At 63.8% G+C, this 24,847-nt stretch carries 22 protein-coding genes; 2 read left to right on the top strand and 20 right to left on the bottom strand.

The features are described from left to right. Nucleotides 1-18: 18 nt before the first annotated feature. The 19 genes from FFS60_RS17255 to dksA all read right to left on the bottom strand — a co-directional run bounded on the left by FFS60_RS17255 (nt 19) and on the right by dksA (nt 22,435). The gene (locus tag FFS60_RS17255; protein WP_137822645.1) at nt 19-1,473 is read right to left on the bottom strand and encodes a rhomboid family intramembrane serine protease; all 1,455 of its coding nucleotides are present in this window, start codon (nt 1,471-1,473) and stop codon (nt 19-21) included. A 10-nt stretch (nt 1,474-1,483) separates the two neighbouring features. Further along, on the bottom strand, nt 1,484-1,774 hold the full coding sequence (locus FFS60_RS17250) for a DUF2845 domain-containing protein (protein WP_137822644.1): 291 nt from the start codon (nt 1,772-1,774) through the stop codon (nt 1,484-1,486). A gap of 62 nt (nt 1,775-1,836) precedes the next feature. Continuing rightward, on the bottom strand, nt 1,837-2,142 hold the full coding sequence (locus FFS60_RS17245) for a DUF2845 domain-containing protein (protein ID WP_028630021.1): 306 nt from the start codon (nt 2,140-2,142) through the stop codon (nt 1,837-1,839). Nucleotides 2,143-2,198: 56 nt separating this feature from the next. Continuing rightward, a complete protein-coding gene (locus FFS60_RS17240; RefSeq protein WP_137822643.1) occupies nt 2,199-2,489 on the bottom strand; it encodes a DUF2845 domain-containing protein in 291 nt (96 codons plus the stop codon). A gap of 8 nt (nt 2,490-2,497) precedes the next feature. Beyond that, complete coding sequence (locus tag FFS60_RS17235; protein WP_137822642.1) at nt 2,498-5,416, bottom strand: DUF748 domain-containing protein; 2,919 nt, start codon at nt 5,414-5,416, stop codon at nt 2,498-2,500. Between the two features lie 91 nt (nt 5,417-5,507). After that, entirely contained in the window at nt 5,508-6,527 is a 1,020-nt protein-coding gene (locus FFS60_RS17230; protein ID WP_137822641.1) for a class I SAM-dependent rRNA methyltransferase, read from the bottom strand. Nucleotides 6,528-6,621: 94 nt separating this feature from the next. Further along, nucleotides 6,622-7,497: an oxygenase MpaB family protein gene (locus tag FFS60_RS17225; RefSeq protein ID WP_137822640.1), complete on the bottom strand. Its 876-nt coding sequence runs from the start codon at nt 7,495-7,497 to the stop codon at nt 6,622-6,624. Nucleotides 7,498-7,559: 62 nt separating this feature from the next. After that, the gene (gene acs, locus FFS60_RS17220; RefSeq protein WP_028630026.1) at nt 7,560-9,497 is read right to left on the bottom strand and encodes an acetate--CoA ligase; all 1,938 of its coding nucleotides are present in this window, start codon (nt 9,495-9,497) and stop codon (nt 7,560-7,562) included. Between the two features lie 386 nt (nt 9,498-9,883). After that, the gene (pgi, locus tag FFS60_RS17215; protein WP_028630027.1) at nt 9,884-11,548 is read right to left on the bottom strand and encodes a glucose-6-phosphate isomerase; all 1,665 of its coding nucleotides are present in this window, start codon (nt 11,546-11,548) and stop codon (nt 9,884-9,886) included. Nucleotides 11,549-11,618: 70 nt separating this feature from the next. After that, nucleotides 11,619-11,999, bottom strand: coding sequence for an aspartate 1-decarboxylase (gene panD, locus FFS60_RS17210; RefSeq protein ID WP_028630028.1), 381 nt, complete (start codon nt 11,997-11,999; stop codon nt 11,619-11,621). Nucleotides 12,000-12,079: 80 nt separating this feature from the next. Next, on the bottom strand, nt 12,080-12,940 hold the full coding sequence (gene panC, locus FFS60_RS17205) for a pantoate--beta-alanine ligase (RefSeq protein WP_137822639.1): 861 nt from the start codon (nt 12,938-12,940) through the stop codon (nt 12,080-12,082). Beyond that, a complete protein-coding gene (gene panB, locus FFS60_RS17200; protein ID WP_137822638.1) occupies nt 12,937-13,737 on the bottom strand; it encodes a 3-methyl-2-oxobutanoate hydroxymethyltransferase in 801 nt (266 codons plus the stop codon). The genes panC and panB overlap by 4 nt, the downstream gene beginning before the upstream one ends. Nucleotides 13,738-13,839: 102 nt before the next feature. Next, nucleotides 13,840-14,340 carry a 2-amino-4-hydroxy-6-hydroxymethyldihydropteridine diphosphokinase gene (folK, locus tag FFS60_RS17195; RefSeq protein WP_028630031.1) on the bottom strand — a complete coding sequence of 167 codons (501 nt, stop codon included), beginning with the start codon at nt 14,338-14,340 and terminating at the stop codon, nt 13,840-13,842. 2 nt (nt 14,341-14,342) lie between these two features. Then, nucleotides 14,343-15,746 (bottom strand): polynucleotide adenylyltransferase PcnB, encoded by a 1,404-nt coding sequence (locus tag FFS60_RS17190; RefSeq protein ID WP_028630032.1) that lies wholly within the window; start codon nt 15,744-15,746, stop codon nt 14,343-14,345. A 681-nt stretch (nt 15,747-16,427) separates the two neighbouring features. Then, entirely contained in the window at nt 16,428-17,855 is a 1,428-nt protein-coding gene (locus tag FFS60_RS17185; protein WP_137822637.1) for a sigma-54 dependent transcriptional regulator, read from the bottom strand. Nucleotides 17,856-17,877: 22 nt separating this feature from the next. Further along, entirely contained in the window at nt 17,878-20,832 is a 2,955-nt protein-coding gene (locus FFS60_RS17180; protein ID WP_028630034.1) for a sensor histidine kinase, read from the bottom strand. Next, entirely contained in the window at nt 20,816-20,992 is a 177-nt protein-coding gene (locus FFS60_RS17175) for a hypothetical protein (protein WP_003095129.1), read from the bottom strand. The genes FFS60_RS17180 and FFS60_RS17175 overlap by 17 nt, the downstream gene beginning before the upstream one ends. Nucleotides 20,993-21,052: 60 nt before the next feature. After that, nucleotides 21,053-21,940 (bottom strand): tRNA glutamyl-Q(34) synthetase GluQRS, encoded by an 888-nt coding sequence (gene gluQRS / locus FFS60_RS17170; protein WP_028630035.1) that lies wholly within the window; start codon nt 21,938-21,940, stop codon nt 21,053-21,055. A gap of 51 nt (nt 21,941-21,991) precedes the next feature. Continuing rightward, complete coding sequence (gene dksA, locus FFS60_RS17165) at nt 21,992-22,435, bottom strand: RNA polymerase-binding protein DksA (protein WP_028630036.1); 444 nt, start codon at nt 22,433-22,435, stop codon at nt 21,992-21,994. A 193-nt stretch (nt 22,436-22,628) separates the two neighbouring features. Here dksA and FFS60_RS17160 point away from each other — a divergent pair, with 193 nt between their 5' ends. Both FFS60_RS17160 and sfsA read left to right on the top strand, forming a co-directional pair. Beyond that, complete coding sequence (locus FFS60_RS17160; RefSeq protein WP_028630037.1) at nt 22,629-23,804, top strand: pyridoxal phosphate-dependent aminotransferase; 1,176 nt, start codon at nt 22,629-22,631, stop codon at nt 23,802-23,804. Beyond that, nucleotides 23,801-24,508, top strand: coding sequence for a DNA/RNA nuclease SfsA (sfsA, locus tag FFS60_RS17155; RefSeq protein WP_137822636.1), 708 nt, complete (start codon nt 23,801-23,803; stop codon nt 24,506-24,508). Before FFS60_RS17160 ends, sfsA begins: the two co-directional genes overlap by 4 nt. 3 nt (nt 24,509-24,511) lie before the next feature. Here sfsA and FFS60_RS17150 read toward each other — a convergent pair whose 3' ends face one another. Continuing rightward, the gene (locus FFS60_RS17150; protein ID WP_028630039.1) at nt 24,512-24,835 is read right to left on the bottom strand and encodes a Rieske (2Fe-2S) protein; all 324 of its coding nucleotides are present in this window, start codon (nt 24,833-24,835) and stop codon (nt 24,512-24,514) included. Nucleotides 24,836-24,847: the final 12 nt, after the last annotated feature.

The raw sequence follows: 24,847 nt of genomic DNA, 5'->3' as shown, positions 1-24,847 counted from the left end.
CCTTGTCGTTGGAGGCGATTAGCGCGCCAGGTGCTGCTGGTAGAGCGCCAACTGGCGGGTCTGCTCCGCTTCGGGGAAGGCTTTGCGCAGGTACTGGCCGAGCTCGCCCACACCGCGCAGGTCCTGGCGCTGACCCAGTTGCTTGGCCAGTTGCAGCGTCAGGCTTGGGAGCTGAGACGGCACTGGGCTTGCCTGGCAAAGCCGGCGCCAGGGCGCCAGGGCGCGGGTGCTGTCGCCGGCCTTGATCAGTCGCTGCAGCAGGTGCAGGAGCACGGCGGGGTGCTGCAGCAGGCGTTGTTGTGGGTCGGCGACATCGTCCGCCAGTTTCTGCAGCAGCGGCAGGGCGGCGGTCTGCTCCGGCAGGTTGAACAGCTGCTTCAGTACGGCAGTCAGCAGCGGCTTGTCCTGGCGGCTCTTGGCCAGCGGATAGAGGCGTTCCAGCAGTGGCAGCCGGCCGGGATAGCGTTGCAACAGGTCGAGCCCACGGGGGGCGGCCTGATCAAGGGCGAAGCGACTGATGAGTTGATCCAGAGCGGCGAGCTCCCGCTTGAAGGGGGCGTCCGGGTCCTCCTTGCTCAGGTAGACCTTGTCGACTTTGATGAAGCCCGCCAGGTGCAACAACCAGGTGGCGAGGAAGCCGAAGGCGAGGCCTCCGAGGTGGGCGTAGTAGTTCACGTGATCGTCGGCCGACAGCACGCCATACAGCTCCTTGCCGAGCCAGGCGGGCAGTATCCACAGGGCGGGCGCCTTGAAGTAACCGATCAAAGGGCCGAGCCAGTAGAAGAACCTGATCTTGCGCAGACCGTAGACGCCGATGGTCATGCCCATCAATCCTGAGACCGCCCCCGAGGCGCCGATACCTGCTACCCAGACAGGGTCCAGGGCCCACCAGAGCAGGTGCGAGGCGAGGCCGCTGGCCAGGTAGAGGCCGAGGTAGACCCAGCGTCCCAGAGCCGCTTCCAGCGCGAAGCCGCAGATGAACAGGAAGATCATATTGCCCAACAGGTGATCGAAGCTGCCATGCAGGAACATGGCGCCGAACAGCCCCTGCACGCTGAATTTGTTGGGGATGAAGCCGAAGCGCTGGGCGCTGATTCTGTCCCGTGCCGCCTCGGCCTTCTGCCGCGCCTGTTGCCAGTCAGTGTCAGCCTGGTAAGCCGGGGAGCGATGCAGCCAGTCCTCGAACTCGAGGTCGCGGAGGATGATGATCGCGAGGTCCTGGCGGCGCATGGCGTCGATGGCGCGGCGCTGGTCCGCGTCGAACTTCTCGCGTTCCACCAGGTGATCGACGAACAGGGCGCGCTCACGATTGAGCAAGCCGCCATCCAGATAGAGCTGCTGCGCCTCTTGTCCCCGCGCCTGGTCGCCGCCCTGGTAGACGATGTAGATCAGCGTATTGAGCAGGATCAGCAGCAGGGTGATGACCGGCGGTCGTCGCCAATCCAGGGGTTGATCGGCAGGGAGAATGATCATCGCACGCGCCTCAGTCGCGCTTGCTATCGATCTGGTTGAGGCGGCCGCCAACGAATCTCAGGTAGTAGTACATGCCGTTGCTGGGACCGTAGACCCACTCTTCCGTCTGCATTTCCTGGCGTCCGCTGCTGGTTTCCGTGTAGCCGATAAAGCTGCGCGAAGCGGGGTCGCCGCACTTGCGCTGGACCTCGACGCTACGGTCGCCGAGGCTGACCAGTTTGCTTTCGCAGCGGAAGGTGCTGGCATTGGCCTCTGAGACCAGGAGAAGGGTGGTTGCGAAGAGGCAAACGAGGGCTTTCATATGGCGGGCATCCTGTCCTGAGGTAATCAGCCGCAGAGCCTAGCATCCTGCCTGAGAGCCTGTCAGTTGCTCCGTTTGCTGCTGATATTGCGCAGGCGATTGCCCTCGAAACGGAGGAACTGGTACATGCCGTTGCGTGGCCCGTAGACCCATTCTTCCACTCGCACCTCGTTGCGCATGTTGTACTTGTCGACCACTTCCCGGAAGCCCAGGTCCGCGCGGCTGACTGGCTCGCCGCACTTTTCCAGTACTTCGCTGGTCGTGTCGTCGAGGCTGATGAGGTTGCTGTTGCAGCGCAGGGTGGAGGATGCCTGGGCGTTTCCCAGTACCAGCAGCAGGGGTAGGCAGAGCAGGAGGCGGAGTCTCACGGGGATGTCCGAGATGGTGGAGGTGATTAGAGCCTACACCCGGTGGCTTTGTGACGTCAGCGGCTGCGCCGTGTTTCGATGCGCACCAGGCGATTGCCCTCGAAGGTGAGGATGCTGAGCATGCCGTTTTTGGGCCCGTAGACCCACTCTTCCACGCTGAACTCGCGTCGGTCGTAGGAGCCCAGGGTGTAGCCGACGAGGTCGCGATGCACCGGCTCGCCGCACTTCTGCAGGACTTCGAAGGTGCGGTCGCCGATGCTGATCAGCTTGCTGCCGCAGCGCATGGTCTCGGCCACGGCCGGAATGGCCAGGGCGAGCGCCAGCAGGGCGAACGGCAGCGTACGCATGGGGTCTCCTATTCACTGTCCAGATGCAGGGGCGAGATCACCTCTCCTGCCTGGTTGGGCTCCACCAGGCTGACGTCCAGCAGGAAGATGCGGTCGTCTGCGAGGCCACCGCGATCCACCAGGTAATCCTTGATGCTGGCGGCGCGAGCCTGGCCCAACTGGCGTAGCAGCAAATCGCTCTGGGCCCAGGAAACCAGCACGGCTTCGCGCAGTTTGGCGGCGCGCTGGTCGCTGTCCAGGTCCTTCCACTCGGCCGGCGGCTGCTGCTTCAGGCGGGTGCGGTAGATACCTTCCAGCATAGGCGCCTTCTCGTCGTCCGGGACCTCGATCTGGCTGGCCTCGGCCGGAACCTTGTCGCCCCGGCGCTGGGCGATCTTGTAGTAGGTGCTCTGGAACTCCCGATTCAGGCGTTGCTCCGCCAGCAGAGGACCGTCGGCGGTCTTGGCGCTGGCGCCTTCCACCTCCAGGCGCAGGGTCGGACGTTTTTTCAACGCGTCAGCCAGGGTATCCAGCGACTTCTGTGCCTCGGCGTCCAGCTCGCTGCTGCCGGCCGGGAAGGGCACCTGGCCGAGGTCTTCGCTGCTGCCGCCGACCAGCCCGGCGACAAAGTTGAACGGCGCCTGCACGGCGCGCAGCACCAGGTTGCGCAGGGTCTGCCAGACGATGGGGGCGACGCTGAATTGCGGATCGTTGAGGTTACCGGCCACCGGAAGCGAGATGTCGATCTTGCCTTCGGTGTCCTTGAGCAGGGCCACGGCCAGGCGCACCGGCAGGTCGACTGCGTCGGGACTGGAGACCTGCTCCCCGAGCTGCAGCTGTTCCAGCACCAGATGGTTTTCGGCTTTCAACTGGCCCCTCTCGATCTGGTAGTGCAGGTCCAGATTCAACCTGCCCTTGCGGATGCGGTAGCCGGCGAACTTGCCGGAATAGGGCGTCAGGGTGGTCAGCTCGACACGCTTGAAGCTGGTGGCGATGTCCAGGCTGTCCAGCGGGTCGAAGGGGTTCAGGCTGCCCTTGATGGTCACGGGCGCATAGCGGTCTACCTTGCCGTTCACCGTTACCTTGGCGGGCTTGGGATTACGGTTGTCGAGGGTGCCGATTTCGCCATTGAGCTGCTGGATGGCGGTGGCGAAGTTCGGCGTCAGGCTGAAGTCGGCGAAGTTCGCCGAGCCGTCCTTGATGTCGATGCCACCGATACGAATACCCAGGGGCTTGCCGGCGGGTTCCGGTTTGGCAGGGGCGGTGGCTTGGACACCGGCTTCGGCGGGTTGCTTGATCACCAGGTCGCTGGCGTTGGTGGTCAGGTCTTCGTTGATGATGAAGCGCGCGTAGGGCTGGTTCAGGCTCACCTTGTCGATGTTCAGGCTGTCGCCATGCTGGTAGTTGAGGCCATCCACCAGCAGCTGCTGCCATCTGACGAAATCGCGTTCCTTGATTGTGTCCAGGGTATGCAGCTGGTTGACCAGCGCTCGGCCGGTGATGCCCAGGGCCAGAGGTTCGGTGCTCTTGAGGTCTACGTTGAGGTCGCTGTCGAGCATGCCGCTGCGCAGCTCCAGGCGCACGAAGGGACTGAGGTAGGCCTGTGCGACCCGCAAGTCGACGTCGCGGGTCTGCACCTGCAGCTTGGCAGTGGTCGGCTTGAGCTGGACCTGGCCAACCGCCTGCACCTTGCCCTGCTTGCCGAGTCCGGTGTCGAGGCTGAGGTTGAAGGGTGTTTCGCCGCGGCTGTCGAAGTCCTTGAGGTCGAGGTTCAACGGGCCGAGTTCCAGTTGTACCGGGTCCTTGGGTACCCGGTCGGCCAAGTGGACCTTGTAGCCGCGAAGCTGAGTCTCACGCAATTTCACCACCCAGGGCTTGCCGGGTTCGTCCGTGGACTCGGCCTGGTCAGGTGCGGGCTTTTCTTCGGCCTTGGGCGCGGGCTTGGCCTCGCTGGCGAAGAGCTTCTGCCAATCGAGCTGGCCGTCCGATTCCCGGGCAGCCCAGGTCTCCAGATTCTGGCTGTGGATCTTGCCGATCAGCACTTCCTGCTTGACCAGGTCCAGGGAGCTGTCGCTGACCTCCAGTACTTCCAGGTTGACCAGCGGGCGGTTGTCCGGTGCCTTGATGGCGAAGGGCGCGACCTTGATCCAGATCTTGTCCAGATTCAGCTGGGTGCCCTCGGTCAGGCTCAGCCTGTAGTCGGTGGACAGGCTCATGACGCCTTCCTGCAGGACCAGGGGCACGGCGTCGCGAACATAGGGCCAGAAGGCCTTCATCTTCCCGTCAGTGATCTTCAGCTGGCCGCTGGAGGTGAATGGCACCAGGCTGACCTGGCCTTGCCAGTCGACACGACCGCCGTAGGGACCGGTGGCCACCAGCGACATCTCGGCATTGTCGTCGGGCAGGGTACTGAGGTTGTGCAGCTCAAGGTTGAGGGAGTCGTAGACGAATTCGATCGGCTCGCTCGGGCGCTGGTCTTCGAAGTGCAGGCCGCCTTCGCTCAGCTCGATGCGGTCGATACGCAGCGGAAAGGGATCGCCCGCGGGTTCCTCTGGCTTGGGTTCGCTGGGCGGCAGCTTGAACAGCTGGGCCAGGTTGAGCGTCCCATCCTTGGCAAACAGCACCTCGGTTTTGGACTTGTCCAGCTCCACATCCGCCAGGTGCAGGGCGTTGGACCAGAGGCTGTCCAGCTGCAGGTTGGCGTAGAGGCGCTCGAAGCCGAGATGCTCGGTCTTGTCGTCGCCGATGTGCAGGCCCCAGAGCGTCAGCTCCAGGCTGAAGGGGTTGAGCTGGATGCGCTCCAGCCGCGCGGGGACGGTGGCGTACTGGGCCAGTTGCTGGTTGGCCACCCGCAGGGCGATCCCCGGGATGATCAGAAAACCAAGCAGACTGTAGAGGGCTACGACGATCAGCAGGGCGCAGGCGGCCCGTTTCAATCCTTTGTACATGAGGCGTCAACTATCCCGGCAAAGAGTGCGTTGGATTATGGCACGGCCTCAGGGTTCCGCCTGACGGTTGGCTCTCGTTGTCGCATGGCCTTCAGAGTTGAAGAACCAGGGTCTTGAGCGGTGGGCGCCCATCGCTTGAGGGGAAGTCGGAAGCGGGCGCCAACTGCTGGCAATCGCGTACGGGTCGACCCAGTTTGCTGGCACAGCGCAGCACTTGCTCGCGCCAGTCCTCCATGGCCACCCTGGCCAGGTTGTTGCTGCACACCAGCACGCCATTCTCGGCGGTCGCCAGCAGGGCAGGCTTGAGCAGGCTCTGGTAGTCGCGTAGCAGGTCCACGGTACCGAAGGCGCTCTTGGCCCAGGCCGGCGGATCGAGGAACACCAGGTCGAACTGGCGCTGTTCTAGGCGTATGTAGCTGGGCAGGCGCTGGCCGTGGCGGCGGGCGATGGGCTGCCCGGCCAACTGGCGGATGGCGGGGAAGTAATCGGACTGGATGAAGTGCATGGGCGCCAGCTCTGGGTTCAGCGCACCATTCTCGCGGCCGACGGCCAGGTTGCCCTCGGCAAAGTCCAGGTTCCAGACCTCGCTGGCGCCACCAGCGGCCGCACACAGGCCGACGCCACAGGTGTAGGCGAAGAGGTTGAGTACTGATTTTCCGGCGCTGTTGTCCTTGACCCAGCCTCGGGCGTTGCGCAGGTCGAGGAACAGCAGCGGGTCCTGGCCGGGATGGCGGCCGCGTACCCGGTAGTTCAGGCCCCATTCGCGACCCACCAGGTCTTCCAGGGCTGCGGCGTCAGGCTGATACACAGGGTCCCGGCGGTCGACGCGCGAATTACCTTGGGAGCGGTCGTTGTAGACCAGCATCAGTTTCTCGCCGAGGAACGCGTCCACCGTGGCGGCCAGTGCCAACAGCGGCTCACGTTCCAGTGGCTGGTGGAAGCTCTGCACCATCAGCTGCGGGCCGTAGCGGTCGACGGTCAGGCCGGGGGCGCCTTCCTGGCTGCCATGGAACAGCCGGTAGCAATCGGTGCCTTGGGCATGGAGTTCGGCCAGCAGCGGCCGACGGGCGTCGAGGGCGGCGCGCAGCGCCTGGGAGAGAGCAGAGGACATGCGCGGCGTCTCGCAAAAAGGGGCGCGCAGTTTAACAAAGCGAGTCTGCCGTGGCGCGGTGCCGGTCGAAGCGGATCGTCGCCCGGTCCACCGCTCAGCGGGGCGGCAGCCCCATGCGGCGGCGCGCGCGATGGACGGCACCATTGCGCATGGCCCAGCGCAGCAGCGGTGCCACCTGCCAGACCAGATCGCGTACCACGCGCCGCTGCCAAGGGCGCTGGTGCAGGCCGAGCATGGCGCTGGCCCAGTCCGGCAGCAGGTCGATTCCCGCCTGCATCATCAGGACGCCGAACGGCTTGGCCATGGCGCTGGGTGCCGGGGCACCGAGAAGGAGGCGCACGACCTCCAGGCTGCGCTCGTCGCAGAGTAACTGTGGACGCGTGGCGTCCAGGTAGTCCGCTACTTCCTGGCGGGACTTCGGTACGTCTTCGGCGCCCAGGCGCTCGGCGACGAGGGCGATTTCGGCGTAGTAGCGGTCCTGGTCTTCGCCGGAGAGGTGTGGGTTGAGGTAGCGCAGATGAGCCTTGAGAAAGCTGCTGACCTCGGCCACGTGGACCCAGGTCAGCAGGGCCGGGTCGCTGGCGGCGTAGGGCCGGCCGTCAGGGGTGGTGCCGACCACCTGCAAGTGGATGGTGCGCACCTTGTCAATCAGCCAGTCGGCATCCTTGACCGTGCCAAAGGTGGTGCCGGAGATGAATTGGCCGGTGCGGCGCAGGCGACCGAGCATGTCCTCGCGAAAATTGGAGTGGTCCCAGACACCGGAGAGCGCCAAGGGATGCAGCATCTGCAGGAGCAGCGCGCTGATGCCGCCGATCATCATCGAGGTGAAGTCGCCATGGACTTTCCAGGTCACCGAGTCCGGGCCGAACAGGCCGGGGTCGCCCTTGGGGTTCTCGAAGTCGAGCTGGCCGAGGGCGAGGCCGGTGAGGCCGATGATCTGGCTTTCGATGCGGCGGCGAATGAATTCCATGGGCGAAGCGTTTCCAAGCGAAAGGCGCCAGCCCCCTGAGGGAGCTGGCGCCATGGCGGGTCTTACTGGTTGAGGCGCTTGTCGATCAGGCTCTGCACCACCGACGGGTCGGCCAGGGTGGAGGTGTCGCCGAGATTGTCCAGCTCGTTGCAGGCGATCTTGCGCAGGATGCGGCGCATGATCTTGCCCGAGCGGGTCTTCGGCAAGCCCGGCGCCCACTGGATCAGCTCGGGCTTGGCGAAGCTGCCGATCTCCTTGCTGACCAGGGCCAGCAGTTCTTTCTTCAGCTCCTCGGAGGGTTCCAGTCCCTTCATCGGCGTGACAAAGGCGTAGATGCCCTGGCCTTTGAGGTCATGCGGGTAACCCACCACGGCGGCCTCGGCGACGGCGTCGTGCAGTACCAGCGCGCTCTCCACCTCGGCCGTGCCGATGCGGTGGCCGGAGACGTTGATCACGTCATCCACGCGGCCGGTGATCCAGTAGTAACCGTCTTCGTCACGTCGGGCGCCGTCGCCGGTGAAGTAATAGCCGGGGTAGGCGGAGAAGTAGGTATCGATCATCCGCTTATGGTCGCCATAGACGCTGCGAATCTGGCTCGGCCAACTGGCCTTGATCGCCAGGACGCCGCTTCCTGGGCCGTCTATCTCCTTGCCTTTTTCGTCCAGCAGCGCCGGTTGCACACCGAAGAACGGGCGGGTGGCCGAACCGGGCTTCAGCATCGTGGCGCCGGGCAGCGGGGTGATGAGGATGCTGCCGGTCTCGGTCTGCCACCAGGTGTCGACGATGGGGCAGCGTTTGTCGCCAACCACGTTGTAGTACCACTCCCAGGCTTCCGGGTTGATCGGCTCGCCGACACTGCCGAGCAGGCGCAGGCTGGTGCGAGCGGTCTTCCTCACCGGATCTTCGCCTTCTCGCATTAGTGCGCGGATGGCGGTGGGGGCGGTGTAGAAGATGTTCACCTGGTGCTTGTCGATCACCTGCCAGAAGCGAGAGGCATCCGGGTAGTTGGGTACGCCTTCGAACATCAGGGTGGTGGCGGCGTTGGCCAGGGGGCCGTAGACGATGTAGCTGTGGCCAGTGACCCAGCCCACGTCCGCGGTGCACCAGTAGATGTCGCCATCGTGATAGTCGAACACGTACTTGTGGGTCATCGCCGCACCCAGCAGGTAGCCGCCGGTGGTGTGCAGCACGCCCTTGGGTTTGCCGGTGGAGCCGGACGTGTAGAGGATGAACAGCGGGTCTTCGGCGTCCATCCATTCCGGCGGGCAGTCTTCGCTGGCCCCGTGCAGGGCCTCGTGATACCAGAGGTCGCGTCCTTCGGCCCAGTCGATCGTGCCCTGGGTTCGCTGGACCACCAACACCGAGGACACCTTCGGGCAATCCTTCAGGGCCTTGTCGACATTCTGCTTCAGCGGGACGTACTTGCCACCGCGTACGCCTTCATCGGCGGTGATCACGGTGCGGCAGTCGGCGTCGAGGATGCGGTCGCGCAGGGCGTCAGGGGAGAAGCCGCCGAACACCACCGAATGCACCGCGCCGATACGTGCGCAGGCGAGCATGGCGTAGGCCGCTTCAGGAATCATCGGCATGTAGATACAGACCCGGTCGCCCTTCTTCACGCCACGGCTCTTCAGGACGTTGGCCAGGCGCGCGACATGGCTGTGCAGCTTGCGATAGGTGATGTGCGCGGATTCGCTGGGGTTGTCGCCTTCCCAGATGATGGCGACCTGCTCGCCGCGCTGTTCCAGGTGGCGATCGATGCAGTTGTAGGCGACGTTCAACTTGCCGCCTTTGAACCACTCGGCTTCGCCCTTCTTCAGGTCGCTGTGATGCAGTTGCTCCCAGGGCTTGAACCAGGTGAGAAAGCTGGTGGCCTGCTCGCCCCAGAACAACTCGGGCTGCTCGATGGACTGCTGGTAGAGGCGCAGGTAGGCATCGTTGTCGATAAGGGCGTGCTTGCGCACGGCGTCTGGCACGGGGTGAAGGCTGATCTCGTACATGGCGGGGTCCTTGTTGTTGTGTAGCCGAGATGGCGACAAGGGTGCATCCAAGCCGTCACCGGGTTCAAGGGTTGTCCACTGAGTTTTGAACCCAAGGTCCGCTGGATCGTTCAGCGCTGCGGATACTCGAGCTGGGTGGCTCCCCTGGCGGCCTTGCTGGCGGCGAAGGCGGTGAGAACAGGGGCGTCGCTGTGTTGCAGGGCGGAAAAGACCCGGTTCGGTAGTGCGATAACCTGTGCCCGACGTTTGCTCCGGAGATGGGGCTAACGCCTTGGGCCTACCGACAGCGGTTCTGTCGGTAGGCCCAAGGGTTGGGGCCTACCTGCGGTTCAGTCAGGGAATGAATTCGCCCCCACAGTCCCCTGGATGCGCCCGTGGGGTGACGATCAGCCGCGATGGCGCGCGCGGAAGAAGTCGATCAGACCCTGGGTAGAGCCGTCTTCGGCTTGGGCTTCGTCCTGGCCCGTGAGGCGCGAATAGACGGCCTTGCCGAGTTCCTTGCCCAGCTCCACACCCCATTGGTCGAAAGCGTTGACGCCCCAGAGCACGCTCTGCACGTAGACCTTGTGCTCGTACATGGCGATCAGTGCACCCAGGCGGCGCGGGCTGATGCGCTCCACCACCAGGGTGTTGCTCGGGCGGTTGCCGGGCACCACCTTGTGCGGCGCCAGGCGCTGCACTTCGTCCTCCGGCAGGCCCTTGGCGCGCAGTTCGGCTTCGGCCTCGTCGCGAGACTTGCCGAGCATCAGGGCCTGGCTCTGAGACAGGCAGTTGGCGAACAGCCACTGATGGTGGTCAGCCACCGGGTTGTAGCTGGACACGGGGACGATGAAGTCCGCCGGGATCAGTTGGGTGCCCTGGTGCAGCAACTGGTGATAGGCGTGCTGGCCGTTGCAGCCGACTCCGCCCCAGATCACCGGACCAGTGCCGGCGGTCACCGGAGTACCGTCCTGGCGCACGCTCTTGCCGTTGGATTCCATGTCTAGTTGTTGCAGGTGATCGGTGAAGTTACGCAGGTAATAGTCGTACGGCAGGATCGCGTGGCTGTGCGCGCCCCAGAAGTCGCCGTACCAGACACCGAGCAAGCCGAGGATGACCGGGATGTTGCGGTCGAAGGGCGTGCTCTGGAAGTGCTGGTCCATGCTGTAGGCGCCGGACAGCAGCTCCTTGAAGTTGGAGATGCCAATGGACATGGCAATCGGCAGGCCGATCGCGGACCAGAGCGAGTAGCGACCGCCGACCCAATCCCACATGGGGAAGATGTTCTCTTCGCGAATACCAAAGGCGATAGCCGCTTCCTTGTTACTGGATACGGCGATGAAGTGCCGGTACAGCTCTTCCTCGCTGCCGCCCTGGGCCAGGTACCAGGCGCGGGCGGCCTGGGCGTTCTTCAGGGTTTCCAGGGTGCCGAAAGACTTGCTGGAAACAATGAAGAGGGTGGTTTCGGCGTTCAGGCGGCAGGCCAGTTCGCGGAACTCGCTGCCATCGATGTTGGCCAGGTAGTGGCAACGCACGCCCTTCTGGGCGAAGGGCAGCAGCGCTTCGGAAACCAGTTGCGGGCCGAGGAAGGAACCGCCGATACCGATGTTCACCACGTCGGTGATGGGCCTCTCGGTGTAGCCGCGCCACAGGCCGTTATGCACGTAGCCCACCAGTTCGGTCATCTGGTGCAGGACGCGGTGCACTTCGGGCATCACGTCGATGCCGTCGACCCGCACCTTGTCGCCGATAGGGCGGCGCAGGGCTGTGTGCAGCACCGGGCGGCGCTCGGAGGCATTGATCACGTCGCCGCGGAACATGGCCTTGATGGCATCGCCGAGCCGGGCTTCGTCCGCCAGCTTGACCAGCAGGTCCAGGGTGTCGGCACGGATCAGGTTCTTCGAAAAGTCCAGCAGCAGGCCACAGGCGCTGTGGCTGAATTGCTTGAAGCGCTCGGGGTCTTCGGCGAAGGCCTGGCGCAGGCTGAAGCCGGCAAGTTCCTGGCGATGCTGGTGGAGCGCAGCCCAGCTGGGCAATTGGGTGACATCGAGCGGCGTCAGGTGGTGGTCCATGGCGTACCTGTGTGCGACGTATGAAAAAGCCCGGAAAGGTCCGGGCTTCGGGTCATGCAGCTGTCCGGTCTCAGGCGACCTGTACCGGAATCGCGTTGCTGGTGTGGCTGAGTTCGTTGCCCGGAGCCATGTACAGCATACGCGGTTTGAAATTGGCCAGTTCGGCCTCGCTGTAGTGGGCGTAGGCACAGATGATCACGCGATCACCTACTTTGGCCTTGTGCGCCGCGGCACCGTTCACCGAGATCATCCGGGAACCGTTTTCAGCGCGAATGGCGTAGGTGGTGAAACGCTCACCGTTGTCGACGTTGTAGATCTGGATCTGCTCGTATTCGCGGATACCGGAGAGGTCGAGCCATTCACCATCGATGGCGCAGGAACCTTCGTAATCGAGCACGGCGTGGGTGACTTCGGCGCGGTGCAGTTTGGCCTTGAGCATGATGGCGTGCATGGCATTTTCTCGTCGTGGCGCGGGCGGCGGCTGAGTTTGCCCGAACCCCGGAGGGGGTTCAAGGCTGCGGCGGGAGTTGGTCAGGCTTGCGCTTCGAGGGTGAAGGCAAGGTTGTCGATCAGGCGGGTGTTACCCATGTAGGCGGCACCGAGGATCACCAGTTGCTGGTCCTGGCTGCCTGCGGGGCGCAGGTTCAGAGCCTCGCGGACTTCCAGGTAATCAGGGCGGAAGCCAGCCTTGGCCAGTTCGGCCTGGCCTTCCTGTTCCAGCGCGGCGAAGTCGCGGCGGCCCGCGCGAATGGCCGAGGCCAATTGCTGCAGGGTGCGGTACAGGGCAGGTGCGGCGGCGCGCTGGGCGTCGTCCAGGTAACCGTTGCGCGATGACAATGCGAGGCCATCGTCAGCGCGAACCGTGGGCTCGCCGATGATCTGGATCGGCATATTCAAGTCTCGCGCCAGCTTGCGGATCACCGCCAGCTGCTGGAAGTCTTTCTCGCCGAATACTGCGAGGTCGGGCTGGACCATGTTGAACAGCTTGCTGACCACAGTGGCAACGCCTTCGAAATGGCCAGGGCGGCTACCGCCACAAAGACCCTCGGATACCAACGGGACGTTGACGCGGGTCTGGCCTTCCATGCCGTCCGGGTAAATTTCTTCCACGTCCGGGTGGAACAGTAACTGGCAGCCCGCGGCGACCAGTTGCTCCTGGTCGGCCACCAGGGTGCGTGGATATTTGGCCAGGTCTTCGCTGGGCCCGAACTGCAGCGGGTTGACGAAGATGCTGGCGACCACGAAATCGGCGCGTTGGCTGGCTTTTTCCACCAGGGCGATGTGCCCGGCATGGAGGTTGCCCATGGTCGGCACGAAACCGATGCGCTTGCCTTCGCTACGCGCACGGGCGACGGCGGCACGCAGTTCGCGGACGGTTTTAACGGTGATCATGCGGAGAATCCGTGTTCGGCGGCAGGGAAGGTAACGTCCTTGACGGCTTGTACGTAGGCAGCCAGCGCAGCCTGGATGCTGGCCTGGCCTTCCATGAAGTTCTTCACGAACTTGGGCGCGCGGCCGGTGAGGGAGAGTCCCAGCATGTCGTGCAGGACCAGCACCTGGCCATCGGTGGCGCTGCCGGCGCCGATGCCGATCACCGGGATTTTCACCGACTGGGTGATTTCGGCGGCCAGCTCACTGGGGACGCACTCCAGCAGCAGCATGGCGGCGCCGGCCTGCTCGAGGGCCATGGCGTCGGCGCGCAGCTGGCGCGCCTGGGCTTCCTGTCGGCCCTGGACCTTATAGCCGCCGAGGATGTTCACGGCTTGCGGAGTCAGGCCCAGATGGGCGCAGACCGGGACGCCGCGCTCGGCGAGCAGGCGGATGGGCTCGGCCAGCCAGGCGGCACCTTCCAGCTTGACCATGTGCGCACCGGCCTGCATCAGGGCGGCGCAATTGACGAAGGTCTGTTCGAGGTTGGCATATGCCATGAACGGCAGGTCGCTGATGATCAGCGCGCCCTGGTTGCCGCGCTTCACGGCAGCGGTGTGGTAGACCATGTCGGTCACACTGACCGGCAGGGTGCTGTCATGGCCTTGCAGGACCATGCCAAGGGAGTCGCCCACCAGCAGCACATCCACGCCGGCCTGGCAGGCAGCCTGGGCAAAGGTGGCGTCGTAGGCTGTCAGCATGGCGATCTTCTCGCCTTTCAGCTTGAGCTCTTGCAGGGTGGTCAGGGTCACATCAGGCATGAAAACGTCCTCATCGGCGCCGTTTTGCACCGGCACGGGGCAACGGGACGCTTATAGTCCCGATGGGGGGGCATGAAGTCAATTGCAGGTGTTACCGACCTGTTACGGCGTTACCGCCAAGTCGGAAAGGCGCTCGAGGCCTTCGAAGGCACAGGCGTCCAGCAGGGCCTGCAGCGGGCGCCCATCGGGCAATTGCAGGTCGCCGGCGATCTCTGCCAGGGGATAGAGCACAAAGGCGCGGGCGTGCATGTGGTAATGCGGAACCTGCAGCCTGGGCTCATCGATCCGGCGTTGGCCGAACAACAGGATATCCAGGTCCAGGGTCCGCGGACCCCAGCGCTCATCCTTGCGCACACGGCCCTGGGCGAGCTCGATGCGCTGCAGGGCGTCCAGCAGGTCCAGGGGCGTCAGGTCGGTATCCAGGGCGGCCACGGCGTTGACGTAGCGGGGTTGGTCCGGCGGGCCGAGAGGGTCGCTGGCGTAGAGCGAGGATACCGATGCGAGGCGGGTCCGGGGCAGTTCGCCCATTGCCGCGAGCGCTCCGCGTAGCTGGGTAACAGGCTCGGCAAGGTTACTCCCGAGACCAATGTACACGCGTTCCATGATCAATCGCCCGAGGTGCCGGGAGCGCCGTCGCTGCGTGGGCCGCGCCGGCGGCGACTGCCGCCACGCCTGCGGCGCTGTCCGGAGGGCTGGTCGTCCTTCGTGCTGAGCTCGCGAATCATGTTACGGCGCTGGCTGTCGCTGGCGTCCTGGTAATCGGTCCACCAGTCACCGAGGCCATCGGTTTCTTCGCCGGCACTTTCGCGCAGCAGGAGGAAGTCGTAGCCGGCGCGGAAGCGCGGGTTCTCCAGCAGCAGGTCGGCGCGTTTGCCGTTGCGGCGTGGCAGGCGTTCCTGCATGTCCCAGATTTCGCGGATCGGAATGCTGAAGCGCTTGGGAATGGCGGTGCGCTGGACCTGTTCCATGATCAGGCCGTGTGCCGCTTCCTGCATGGCCGGGATCGGCGGCATGCCGCGCTCCTGCAGTTGCGCCGCGCGGGCAGGCATGGCCGGCCAGAGCAGGGCGGCAAACAGGAAGGCGGGGGTAACCGGCTTGCCTTGGCGAATGCGTTCGTCGGTGTTGATCAGCGCCTGTCGGATCAGGCGACCGGTGTATTCCGGGTCGCGTTCCAAGGCTTCGGCGCTGGCCGGGAACAGCGGGGCGAAGAGGTCGTACTCCACCAGCAATTCGAAGGTGCGTTCGGCCTTGCCGCTGAGGAACAATTTGAGCACTTCGTCGAACAGGCGTGCCGAGGGAATCTCTCGCAGCATGGGGGCAAGGCTGCGAATGGGCGCCGCGCTGTGCTTCTCGATCTCGAAGTCGAGCTTGGCGGCGAAACGCGCGGCCCGCAGCATCCGAACCGGGTCTTCCTGGTAACGCTGCTCGGGTATGCCGATCAGGCGCACCAGGCGGTTGCGAATGTCGTGCACGCCATGGGCGTAGTCGAGGATGCGCTCGGAGGTCGGGTCGTAGTACAGCGCGTTGATGGTGAAGTCACGGCGCTGGGCGTCATCTTCCAGGCTGCCATAGACGTTGTCGCGCAGGATTCGGCCGCTTTCGTTGCGGGCGGCCTGGTTGCTGTCTTCTTCTTCCTCGCCTTGCGGATGATTGGCGCGGAAGGTGGCGACTTCGATGATCTCCCGACCGAACTGCACGTGGGCCAGCTTGAAGCGGCGGCCGATCACCCGGGCGTTACGGAATTCGGCGCGGACTTGTTCCGGGGTGGCATTGGTGGCCACATCGAAGTCCTTTGGACGCAGGTTCAGCAGCAGGTCGCGTACGCAGCCACCGACCAGATAGGCCTGGTAGCCGGCTTTCTGCAGGCGCTCGACGACTATGACGGCATTGCGGCTGATGTCTGCACGGCGCAGCGAATGCTGATTATTGCCCAGTACTTCGGGTGTGCTGCGCGGATGTTGGGCACGGCGAAGGGGAGAGCGGAAAGACTGGAACAGCTTCTTCAGCATGGGATGCACTGTTTTGCGGAATGGACGGCCAGAAAAGGATATGGGCGCACGATGGCCGCGAATTCTAGCACTGGGAGGGGGGATGTAGAAGAAAAGGTCTGAAAGGAGTCAAAGCTACTGGGGGAGCCGAAGCTCCCCCCCAAATTGGTGCGTGCTTTGTTTTTATTGTATCGGGCTTGGTGTTTTTGTTGTTCGACCCGCTCCAGCAGGCTTTCTGCCTCTGGAAATGCCCTCCAAACGAGGGTTAATAGCAAACGGATTGCTTTGGACGCTGATGGTGCCGTGATCATTCCATGACCCAACCAGTACGGGTGCTGTCTGATGACAGTTTTATTGTTCTCGGTCTGGCTGTGGGGCAAGCCCCAAAGGCAACTCCTCTCCAAAAGAATCAGTTAGCTGCGCCTCCGTTGTTTTGTTTTTGTTGTGCTGGAGTCGATACGTCTTGTTTTTATTGTGGGGTTCAGCATTTGTTATTGTTGTTGTGCCGCAGATAAAGCAGATGCCGTGCCAACTTTTACGATTCCTTGTAAATCAAGGGTTTGCGAGGGTGTTGGGCTGAATGAAGGGTAAAAAAAAGCCGGGTTTTCGTTACCTTTAAACCCGGCTTTGTTACGTGATGTTAGGCGGGGTAACAGCTTGGGGAACTGAATGTGTTCCCGGCTTGTCGCCCTCGCCGGGCGCTCAAGGCCCGGCAGCGGCGCCCGATTTACGGCGGGGAATGCCCAGGCGCTGACGGCGCTCCCACAGGCATTTGCGGCTGATACCCAGCTTGCGGGCCAGCTCGGTCTCGGTCATGTGGTCCTGGTGCTCCAGTACGAAGTGCTGGAAGTAGTCTTCCAGGGACAGGTCCTCGGTGGGCTCATGAGCTGTGTTGTTGGCCGGGCTCGGGGCGATGGCATCGTTGAAGTCATCGTCGTCCAGGTCGTCCAGCTCGATGTCGATGCCCAGCAGGTCCGCCGAGATATCCGGGCTCTCGCAGAGGATCACCGCGCGCTCGATGGCGTTCTCCAGTTCACGCACGTTACCTGGCCAGTTGTAGTGGCGGATTGCCTGTTCGGCGTCAGCAGCGAAGCGCAGGCTGTCGCGTCCCATTTGTGCACACTGGCGCGCCAGGAAGGAGCGGGCAATTTCCAGCACGTCGCTACCGCGCTCGCGCAGTGCGGGAAGCTTCAGGGAGATGACGTGAAGGCGGTAATAGAGGTCTTCGCGGAACTGGCCGGTCTTGGCCAGGGTCTTGAGGTCGCGGTGGGTCGCTGCGATCAGGCGCACATCGACCTTCTGCGACTGCACGGAACCCACACGGCGAATCTCGCCTTCCTGCAGGACGCGCAGCAGGCGCGCCTGAGCTTCCAGGGGCAGTTCGCCAATCTCGTCGAGGAACAGGGTGCCGCCATCAGCCGCTTCCACCAGGCCGGCGCGGCCAGCGGTAGCGCCGGTGAAGGCGCCTTTCTCGTGGCCGAAAAGTTCGGACTCGATCAGGGTTTCCGGGATCGCCGCGCAGTTCACCGAAATCAGCGGCGCCTTGGCGCGGCGGGACAGATTGTGCAGGGCTCGCGCCACCAATTCCTTGCCAGTGCCGGACTCACCCTGGATCAGTACGGTGGAGTCGGTCGGGGAGACTTTGCGGATCTTGCTGTAGAGCTCGAGCATCGGCGGGCAGGAGCCGATGATGCCGATATCGCCGTCGGCGTTGGCGGCTGCTGCCTTGTCACCGCCACGACCGGCACTGGGGCGATCGTTCGGCGCCGACTTGGCGTCCTGGCGCTCCTTGAGAATGCGCGAAACCGCCTGGAGCATTTCGTCATGGTCGAAGGGTTTGGCGATGTAGTCCACCGCGCCCATCTTCATCGAGTCCACCGCCGAGCGCAGGCTGGCGTAGCTGGTCATGATCAGCACCGGGGTGCCCTGGGCCAGCTTGATCAGTTCGGTACCGGGAGCGCCGGGCAGGCGAAGGTCGCTGATGATCAGGTCGAAACCGGGAATGCTGTAACGCTCCTGGGCTTCCTGTACGGAGCCCGCTTCGCTGACCTGGTACTGGTTGCGCTCCAGTAGGCGGCGCAAGGCCGAGCGAATGATGGTTTCGTCTTCGACGATCAGAATGTGTGGCATTAATTCGGCTCTCTAGACGGTCTCAGCTCACGGCGGATGTTGCTTCGACAAAACGAGGCAGCGTCACCCTGATTCGGGTGCCGCGCTGGTGCTCGGAGTCGGCCGGGCTTTCGATGGTTATCTGTCCATAATGCTCTTCCACGATCGAATAGACCAGTGCAAGGCCAAGGCCGGTCCCTTTCCCTGGGTCCTTGGTGGTGAAGAAGGGTTCGAACAGGCGATCGATGATCGCCTTCGGAATGCCGCTGCCTTCGTCTTCGACGACGAGGTCGACGGTGTGCTCCGAAGCTTCGCTGCGCACGCGGATGGCGCTGCCCACGGGGGAGGCATCGCGGGCGTTGGACAACAGGTTGATCAGCACCTGGGCGAGGCGCTGGGGGTCGCCTTCGACAATGTGCTGCGGATCGCAGAGGTTGAAGAAGTTCACCTCGATGCTGCGCTTGTTCAGTGAGAGCAGGCCGATGGCGTCCTGCGTGACCTCGGCCAGGCACACCGGTTCGCTGGCCTGCTGACGGCCGCCAGCGTGGGCGAAGCTCATCAGTGACTGGACGATGCGAGTGACGCGCTTGGTCTGTTCGAGAATCTGGCTGCTGAGTTCCTTGATCTCGCTATCGCCCTCGCGCTCTTCGCGCAGGTTCTGCGCCAGGCAGGCAATGCCGGTGATGGGGTTGCCGATTTCGTGGGCGACGCCGGCGGCCAGGCGGCCGATGGACGCCAGGCGTTCGGAGTGGACCAGCTTGTCTTCCAGTAGTTGGGTGTCGGTCACATCCTCCACCAGCAATACCAGGCCGCTGCTGCCCGGGGCCAGGGGCTCTTCGATCGCCGCCTTGTGCAGGTTGAGTGCACGGGCCTGGCCGTCCAGGGTCAGGCGCTGCTTGTGCAAGTGTTCGTCAGGGAGGTTGATGAAGCCTTCCAGCAGGCCCTTCCAGGGATCGGAGATGGTCGACAGGCGCGAGCCGACGACACGCTGGGCCGGAATCTCGGTCAGCTCTTCCATGGCACGGTTCCACATGAGGATTTCCTGGTCCTTGGCCAGGGAGCAGACCCCCATGGGCAGCTCCTGCAAGGTCTGGCGATGGTAACGACGCAGGGCGTCCAGTTCCGCGGCGAGGCCGGTCAGGCGCGAGTGATAGTCCTCCAGCCGGCTTTCGATGAAGTGAATGTCTTCGGTGACGTAACCCTCGCTGCCCGACTTGTAGGGCAGGAAGGTTTCCACCATGTCCTGGGCCACGCTGGGTCCCATCAGGCCGGAGAGGTTGGCTTCGATGCGATCCCGCAGGCGGCGCAGGGCGTAGGGGCGGCGTTCATCGAAGGGCAGATGGAGGTCGCGCAGGGCCTGTTCCACTTCCTTCTGTGCGGTCTTGGCGCCCAGGGGTTTGGCCAGTTGGGTGGCAAACTCCTGGGGCGAGCTGGCCATCAGTTCACGACGTTGCGGTCGGCGAACGTTGTCAACCGTGCAGGCTTCGGCGGCGCTGCGCTCTTCCGGGCTGGCTTCGGTGAAGAGCGAGACCAGGGTAAAGATCAGTACGTTGGCCGCCAGGGAAGCGATGGCTGCTATGTGCCAGCTGGTGTCATCGAGCACGTAGATGGCATTGAACAGTGGCAGGTAGATGCCCTGCAGATTGCCCACCAGCGGCAGCAGCATGGCGAACAGCCAGACGAGGAAGCCTGCCAGTAGGCCTGCGATGAACCCGCGGCGGTTGGCGGTCGGCCAGTAGAGTACCGAGAGCGCGCCGGGCAGGAACTGCAAGGTGGCGACGAAGGCAACGATTCCGAGGTTGGACAGGTCCTGTTCGGCACCCAGCAGCAGGTAGAAGCCGTAGCCGGCCATGATGATGAAGGCGATCAGGGCGCGGCGGGTCCATTTCAGCCAGCGGTAAATGTTGCCTTCGGCCGGTGGCTGATACAGCGGTAGCACCAGGTGGTTGAGGGCCATGCCGGAGAGGGCCAGAGTCAGCACGATGATCAGGCCGCTGGCGGCTGACAGGCCACCGACATAGGCAAGCAGGGCGAGCACCGGGTTGTTGACGGCGATCCCCAACCCGAGGGTGAAGTATTCCGGGTTGGTGGTGGCGCCGAGTTTGAGGCCGGCCCAGAGGATCAGCGGGATGGCGAGGCTCATCAGCAGCAGGAACAGCGGCAGGCCCCAACTGGCGCTGACCATGGCGCGCGGGTTGAGGTTCTCGGTGAAGGTCATGTGGTACATGTGCGGCATGACAATTGCCGAGGCAAAGAACACCAGCAGCAGGGTGCGCCACGGGCCTTCCTGCAGCGGTGTGTGCAGTGTGGAGAGTGCGGCCTGGTTCTGCAGCAGCCAGAGCTCCAGCTCCCGCGGGCCGTCGAACACGCCATAGAGGGCGTAAAGGCCGATGCTGCCCAGGGCCACCAGCTTGACCACCGATTCGAAGGCGATGGCAAACACCAGGCCGGCGTGCTTCTCGCGGGTGGCGATGTGGCGCGCGCCGAAGAGGATGGTGAACAGGGTGATCAGGGCGCAGAAGCTCAGGGCGACGCGGTTGTGTACCGGCTCGCGGGTAAGAATGCCGATGGAGTCGGCCACCGCCTGGATCTGCAGGGCCAGCAGCGGCAGCACGCCGATGATCATGATCACCGTGGTCAGCGCGCCGGCCCAGGTGCTGCGGAAGCGGAAGGCGAAGAGGTCGGCCAGCGATGACAGTTGGTAGGTGCGGGTGATGCGCAGGATCGGATAGAGCAGTACCGGCGCCAGCAGGAAGGCACCCGATACGCCCAGGTAACTGGCGAGGAATCCGTAGCCGTACTGGTAGGCCAACCCGACGGTACCGTAGAAGGCCCAGGCACTGGCATACACACCCAGGGACAGGGTGTAGGTCAGCGGGTGACGGACGATCCAGCGCGGTACGAAGCCGCGGTCACTGAGCCAGGCCACGCCGAACAGGGCCAGGAGATAGGCAGCGCTGATCAGGATCAGCTGGGTGAGGCTAAAGCTCATCAGCATCGCGTTGACTCTGGAGAATGAAGGTCACCACGATCAGGATCAGCCACAGCAGGTAGGGGCGGTACCAGGCGCCGTTGGGGTCGATCCACCAATCCATGATGGCGGGGGAGAACAGGTAGATTCCCACCACCAGGAGCAGGACCAGCCGATAGATGTACATGCCATAAATCTCGTCGTGTCTGCCGCGATGGTAGCGAATGCCCAGAGGTGCCGCGAGTGGCTAGCGAAGCTGCGCTTCGGCCAGCGTTCGGGTGCGTGGAATTCGCCGTGCGTCCCAGTGTGCGATGCCCCAGTCCAGCACATCGCGGGGGAGGTTGTCGGCCAGGTCGGCTGGTGGCTCCTGGCCCAGGGCACGCAGTGCGCGTGCCAGCAAGGGGCCGGCGGAGTCTGCCGACAGCGGCGGTGAGCGGTAGGACTTGCCCAGCTTGTGGCCGTCCGGCTGGATGATCAGCGGCACATGCAGATAGCGCGGTTGGCTGAAGCCCAGCAGTTCCTGCAAATAGAGCTGACGTGGGGTGGAGTCCAGCAGGTCGGCACCGCGGACAATGTCGGTAATGCCTTGCCATGCGTCGTCCAGCACCACGGCCAATTGATAGGCATAGAGGCCGTCGCGACGACGGATGACGAAGTCGCCCACTTCCCGCCCCAAATGCTGGCGGTACTCGCCCTGTACGCGGTCGACGAAGTGGTACTCGAGCTCCGGCACGCGGATGCGAATGGCTGCGTCGTGCTGCGGGTGCTGGGCGTTGCGGCAGAAACCCGGATAGATGCCCTGGTGGCCTTCCAGCTGCTTGCGCGAGCAGGTGCAGGCGTAGGCCAGCCCCATCTCGTAGAGACGGTCGATCACCTTGGCGTAGTCCTCGTGGCGGTCGCTCTGACGAACCATCTCGCCGTCCCATTCGAAACCGTAGTTTTCCAGGGTATGGAGAATCGCCGCTTGTGCACCTTCGACTTCCCGCGGCGGATCGAGGTCTTCCATGCGCAGCAACCAGCGGCCGCCGACAGCGCGGGCGTCAAGGTAGGAGGCAAGGGCAGCGACCAGCGAACCGAAATGCAGAAAGCCGCTGGGCGTAGGGGCGAAGCGCCCGATATAGGCAGGGGAGGTCATGGAACAGGACCCTGTAACGCGACGGGGCGCCGTTGGCGCCCCGTTTCGGCATCAGGAGCCGAGCTGCTTTTCCTTGATTTCCGCCAGGGTCTTGCAGTCGATGCAAAGGGTGGCGGTGGGGCGGGCTTCCAGACGGCGGATGCCGATCTCGACGCCGCAGGAGTCGCACCAGCCGTAATCGTTGTCTTCGATCAGTTGGAGCGTTTCGTCGATCTTCTTGATCAGTTTGCGCTCGCGGTCACGGGCGCGCAGCTCGAGGCTGAACTCTTCTTCCTGGCTGGCACGGTCGGCCGGGTCAGGGAAGTTTGCGGCTTCGTCCTGCATGTGGTGCACGGTACGGTCCACCTCTTCCATCAACTCCTGCTTCCATTTGTTGAGGATGTTGGTGAAGTGAGCGCGCATGCGGTCGCTCATGTACTCCTCGCCCTTGGTCTCTTGGTAGGGCACGAAGCCACGAATCAACTGGCTGTTCTGTTGTTTTGCATTGGTGGGCATGGATGGCCGCCTCTCACTTTCTTAATCCATTGCGCAGGATTATGGTCCATCGCCGGCGATGCCGGCCCTGCGGCTGCAAGCGGGCGAACTTACCAGATCAAATCCGGGTACGCCACTCCCCAGCGTCGTACATGCTGCAGCGTCCAGGGACCATTGGTTAGAATCCTCTCTTTGTCTTAATAAAGGAAGGCCAATGGCCCAGTCCTACAGTGCGCGCAGCCGCGCCATCGAACCCTTCCACGTCATGGCCCTGCTGGCTCGTGCCAACGAACTCCAGGCAGCGGGTCACGATGTGATCCACCTGGAAATCGGCGAGCCGGACTTCACCACTGCCGAGCCCATCGTCCAGGCCGGACAGGCAGCCCTGGCCGCCGGGCATACCCGATACACCGCCGCTCGCGGCGTGCCGCAGTTGCGCGAAGCCATCGCTGGCTTCTACGCATCGCGCTATCGGTTGAACATAGACCCTGATCGCATTCTCATCACCCCCGGCGGCTCCGGAGCGCTGCTGCTGGCCAGCAGCCTGCTGGTAGATCCGGGGCGGCACTGGCTGCTGGCCGACCCCGGCTACCCCTGCAACCGTCACTTCCTGCGCCTGGTGGAAGGCGGTGCGCAGCTGGTGCCGGTGGGCCCTGAGACCCGCTATCAGTTGACCCCGCAATTGGTCGAACGGCATTGGGACGCCGACAGCGTGGGTGCCCTGGTCGCCTCGCCGGCCAACCCGACCGGCACCGTGCTGCACGCCGACGAGCTGGCAGCCCTGTCGCAGACCCTCAAGGCTCGCGGTGGCCATCTGGTGGTGGACGAGATCTACCACGGCCTGACCTATGGCATGGACGCCAGCAGTGTGCTGGAAGTGGATGACGACGCCTTCGTGCTGAATAGCTTTTCCAAGTATTTCGGTATGACCGGCTGGCGGCTCGGCTGGTTGGTGGCGCCGCCGGACGCGGTGCCCGAGCTGGAGAAACTGGCGCAGAACCTCTATATCAGTGCGCCTTCGATGGCCCAGTATGCCGCTCTGGCCTGCTTCCAGCCGCAGACCCTGGAAATCCTCGAGCAGCGTCGCAACGAGTTCGCCCGTCGTCGCGACTACCTGTTGCCGGCCCTGCGTGAGCTGGGCTTCCGCATCGCCGTCGAGCCGGAAGGTGCCTTCTATCTCTATGCCGACATTTCCGCCTTTGGTGGCGATGCCTACGCCTTCTGCCGTCATTTCATCGAAACCGAACATCTGGCCTTCACGCCGGGCCTGGACTTCGGTCGCAATCATTCCGCTCAGCATGTGCGCTTCTCCTATACCCAGAGCCTGCCGCGTCTGGAAGAGGCAGTGCAGCGCCTGGCCCGCGGTCTGAAGACCTGGTCCGGTCAATGAGGTTCGCCCCGGCCCTGGAGGAGGGCAGGCTGCTCAAGCGTTACAAGCGCTTTCTCGCGGATATAGAAACGTCATCAGGGGAGCACCTGACCATTCACTGCCCCAATACCGGCTCGATGCTGAACTGCATGAGCGCGGGCTGCCGGGTCTGGTTCAGTCGCTCCAACGATCCCAAGCGCAAGTTGCCCGGTACCTGGGAAATCGCCGAGACGCCCCAGGGTCGCCTGGCCTGCGTCAATACCGCACGGGCCAATGCCTTGGTGGAAGAGGCGCTGCAGGCCGGCGTTATCAGTGAGCTGGCGGGCTTCAGCGCCCTCAAGCGCGAAGTGGGCTATGGGCTGGAAAACAGCCGCGCCGATTTCCGTCTCGATTACCCCGCTGGTCCGGCCTTCATCGAGGTGAAGAGCGTCACCTTGGGCTTTGATGACACGCCGGTCGCCGCATTCCCCGATGCTGTGACCCAGCGTGGCAGCAAGCATTTGCGCGAGTTGGCCGCGCTGGCGCGAGAGGGCGTGCGCGCTGTGCAGCTCTACTGTGTGAATCTTTCGGGTATCGATGCGGTGCGTCCAGCCGAGGAGATCGATCCGGCTTACGCGGCAGCCCTGCGTGAGGCTGTTGCTGTGGGTGTGGAAGTGCTGGCCTATGGGGTGGCGCTGACGCCGGAAGAAGTTCGCGTGTGTCGTCGTCTCGAGGTGAAGCTCTGAGGCTCAGGTGTCGATGAGCAACCAGATGCCGTCGGCATCTTCGCGGCAGTCCAGAGGTTGCAACACGTCGCCGGCGCAGGGACCGGTCACGCATTCGCCCGACTCGATCAGGAACAGCGCGCCGTGGGTGGCGCACTGGATCAGGCTGCCGCTGTGATCGAGGAACTGGCCTGGCACCCAGTCGAGCGGAATTCCCCGGTGCGGGCAGCGATTCTCATAGGCGTGGATCTGCCCATGCCGGCGCACCAGCAAGAGTTTCAGGCCATCAACGACAAAGCCCCGACTCTGGCCTTCGGCCAGTTCAGAGGGGCGGCAAAGCAGGATCATCGGCATCTCCAC

It is taken from the genome of Pseudomonas sp. D(2018), from assembly GCF_005502555.1.
In the GTDB taxonomy this organism is placed as follows: domain Bacteria; phylum Pseudomonadota; class Gammaproteobacteria; order Pseudomonadales; family Pseudomonadaceae; genus Metapseudomonas; species Metapseudomonas resinovorans.
Note: the sequence above shows the minus strand (reverse complement) of the source record. Positions and strands in the feature narration are given on the sequence as shown.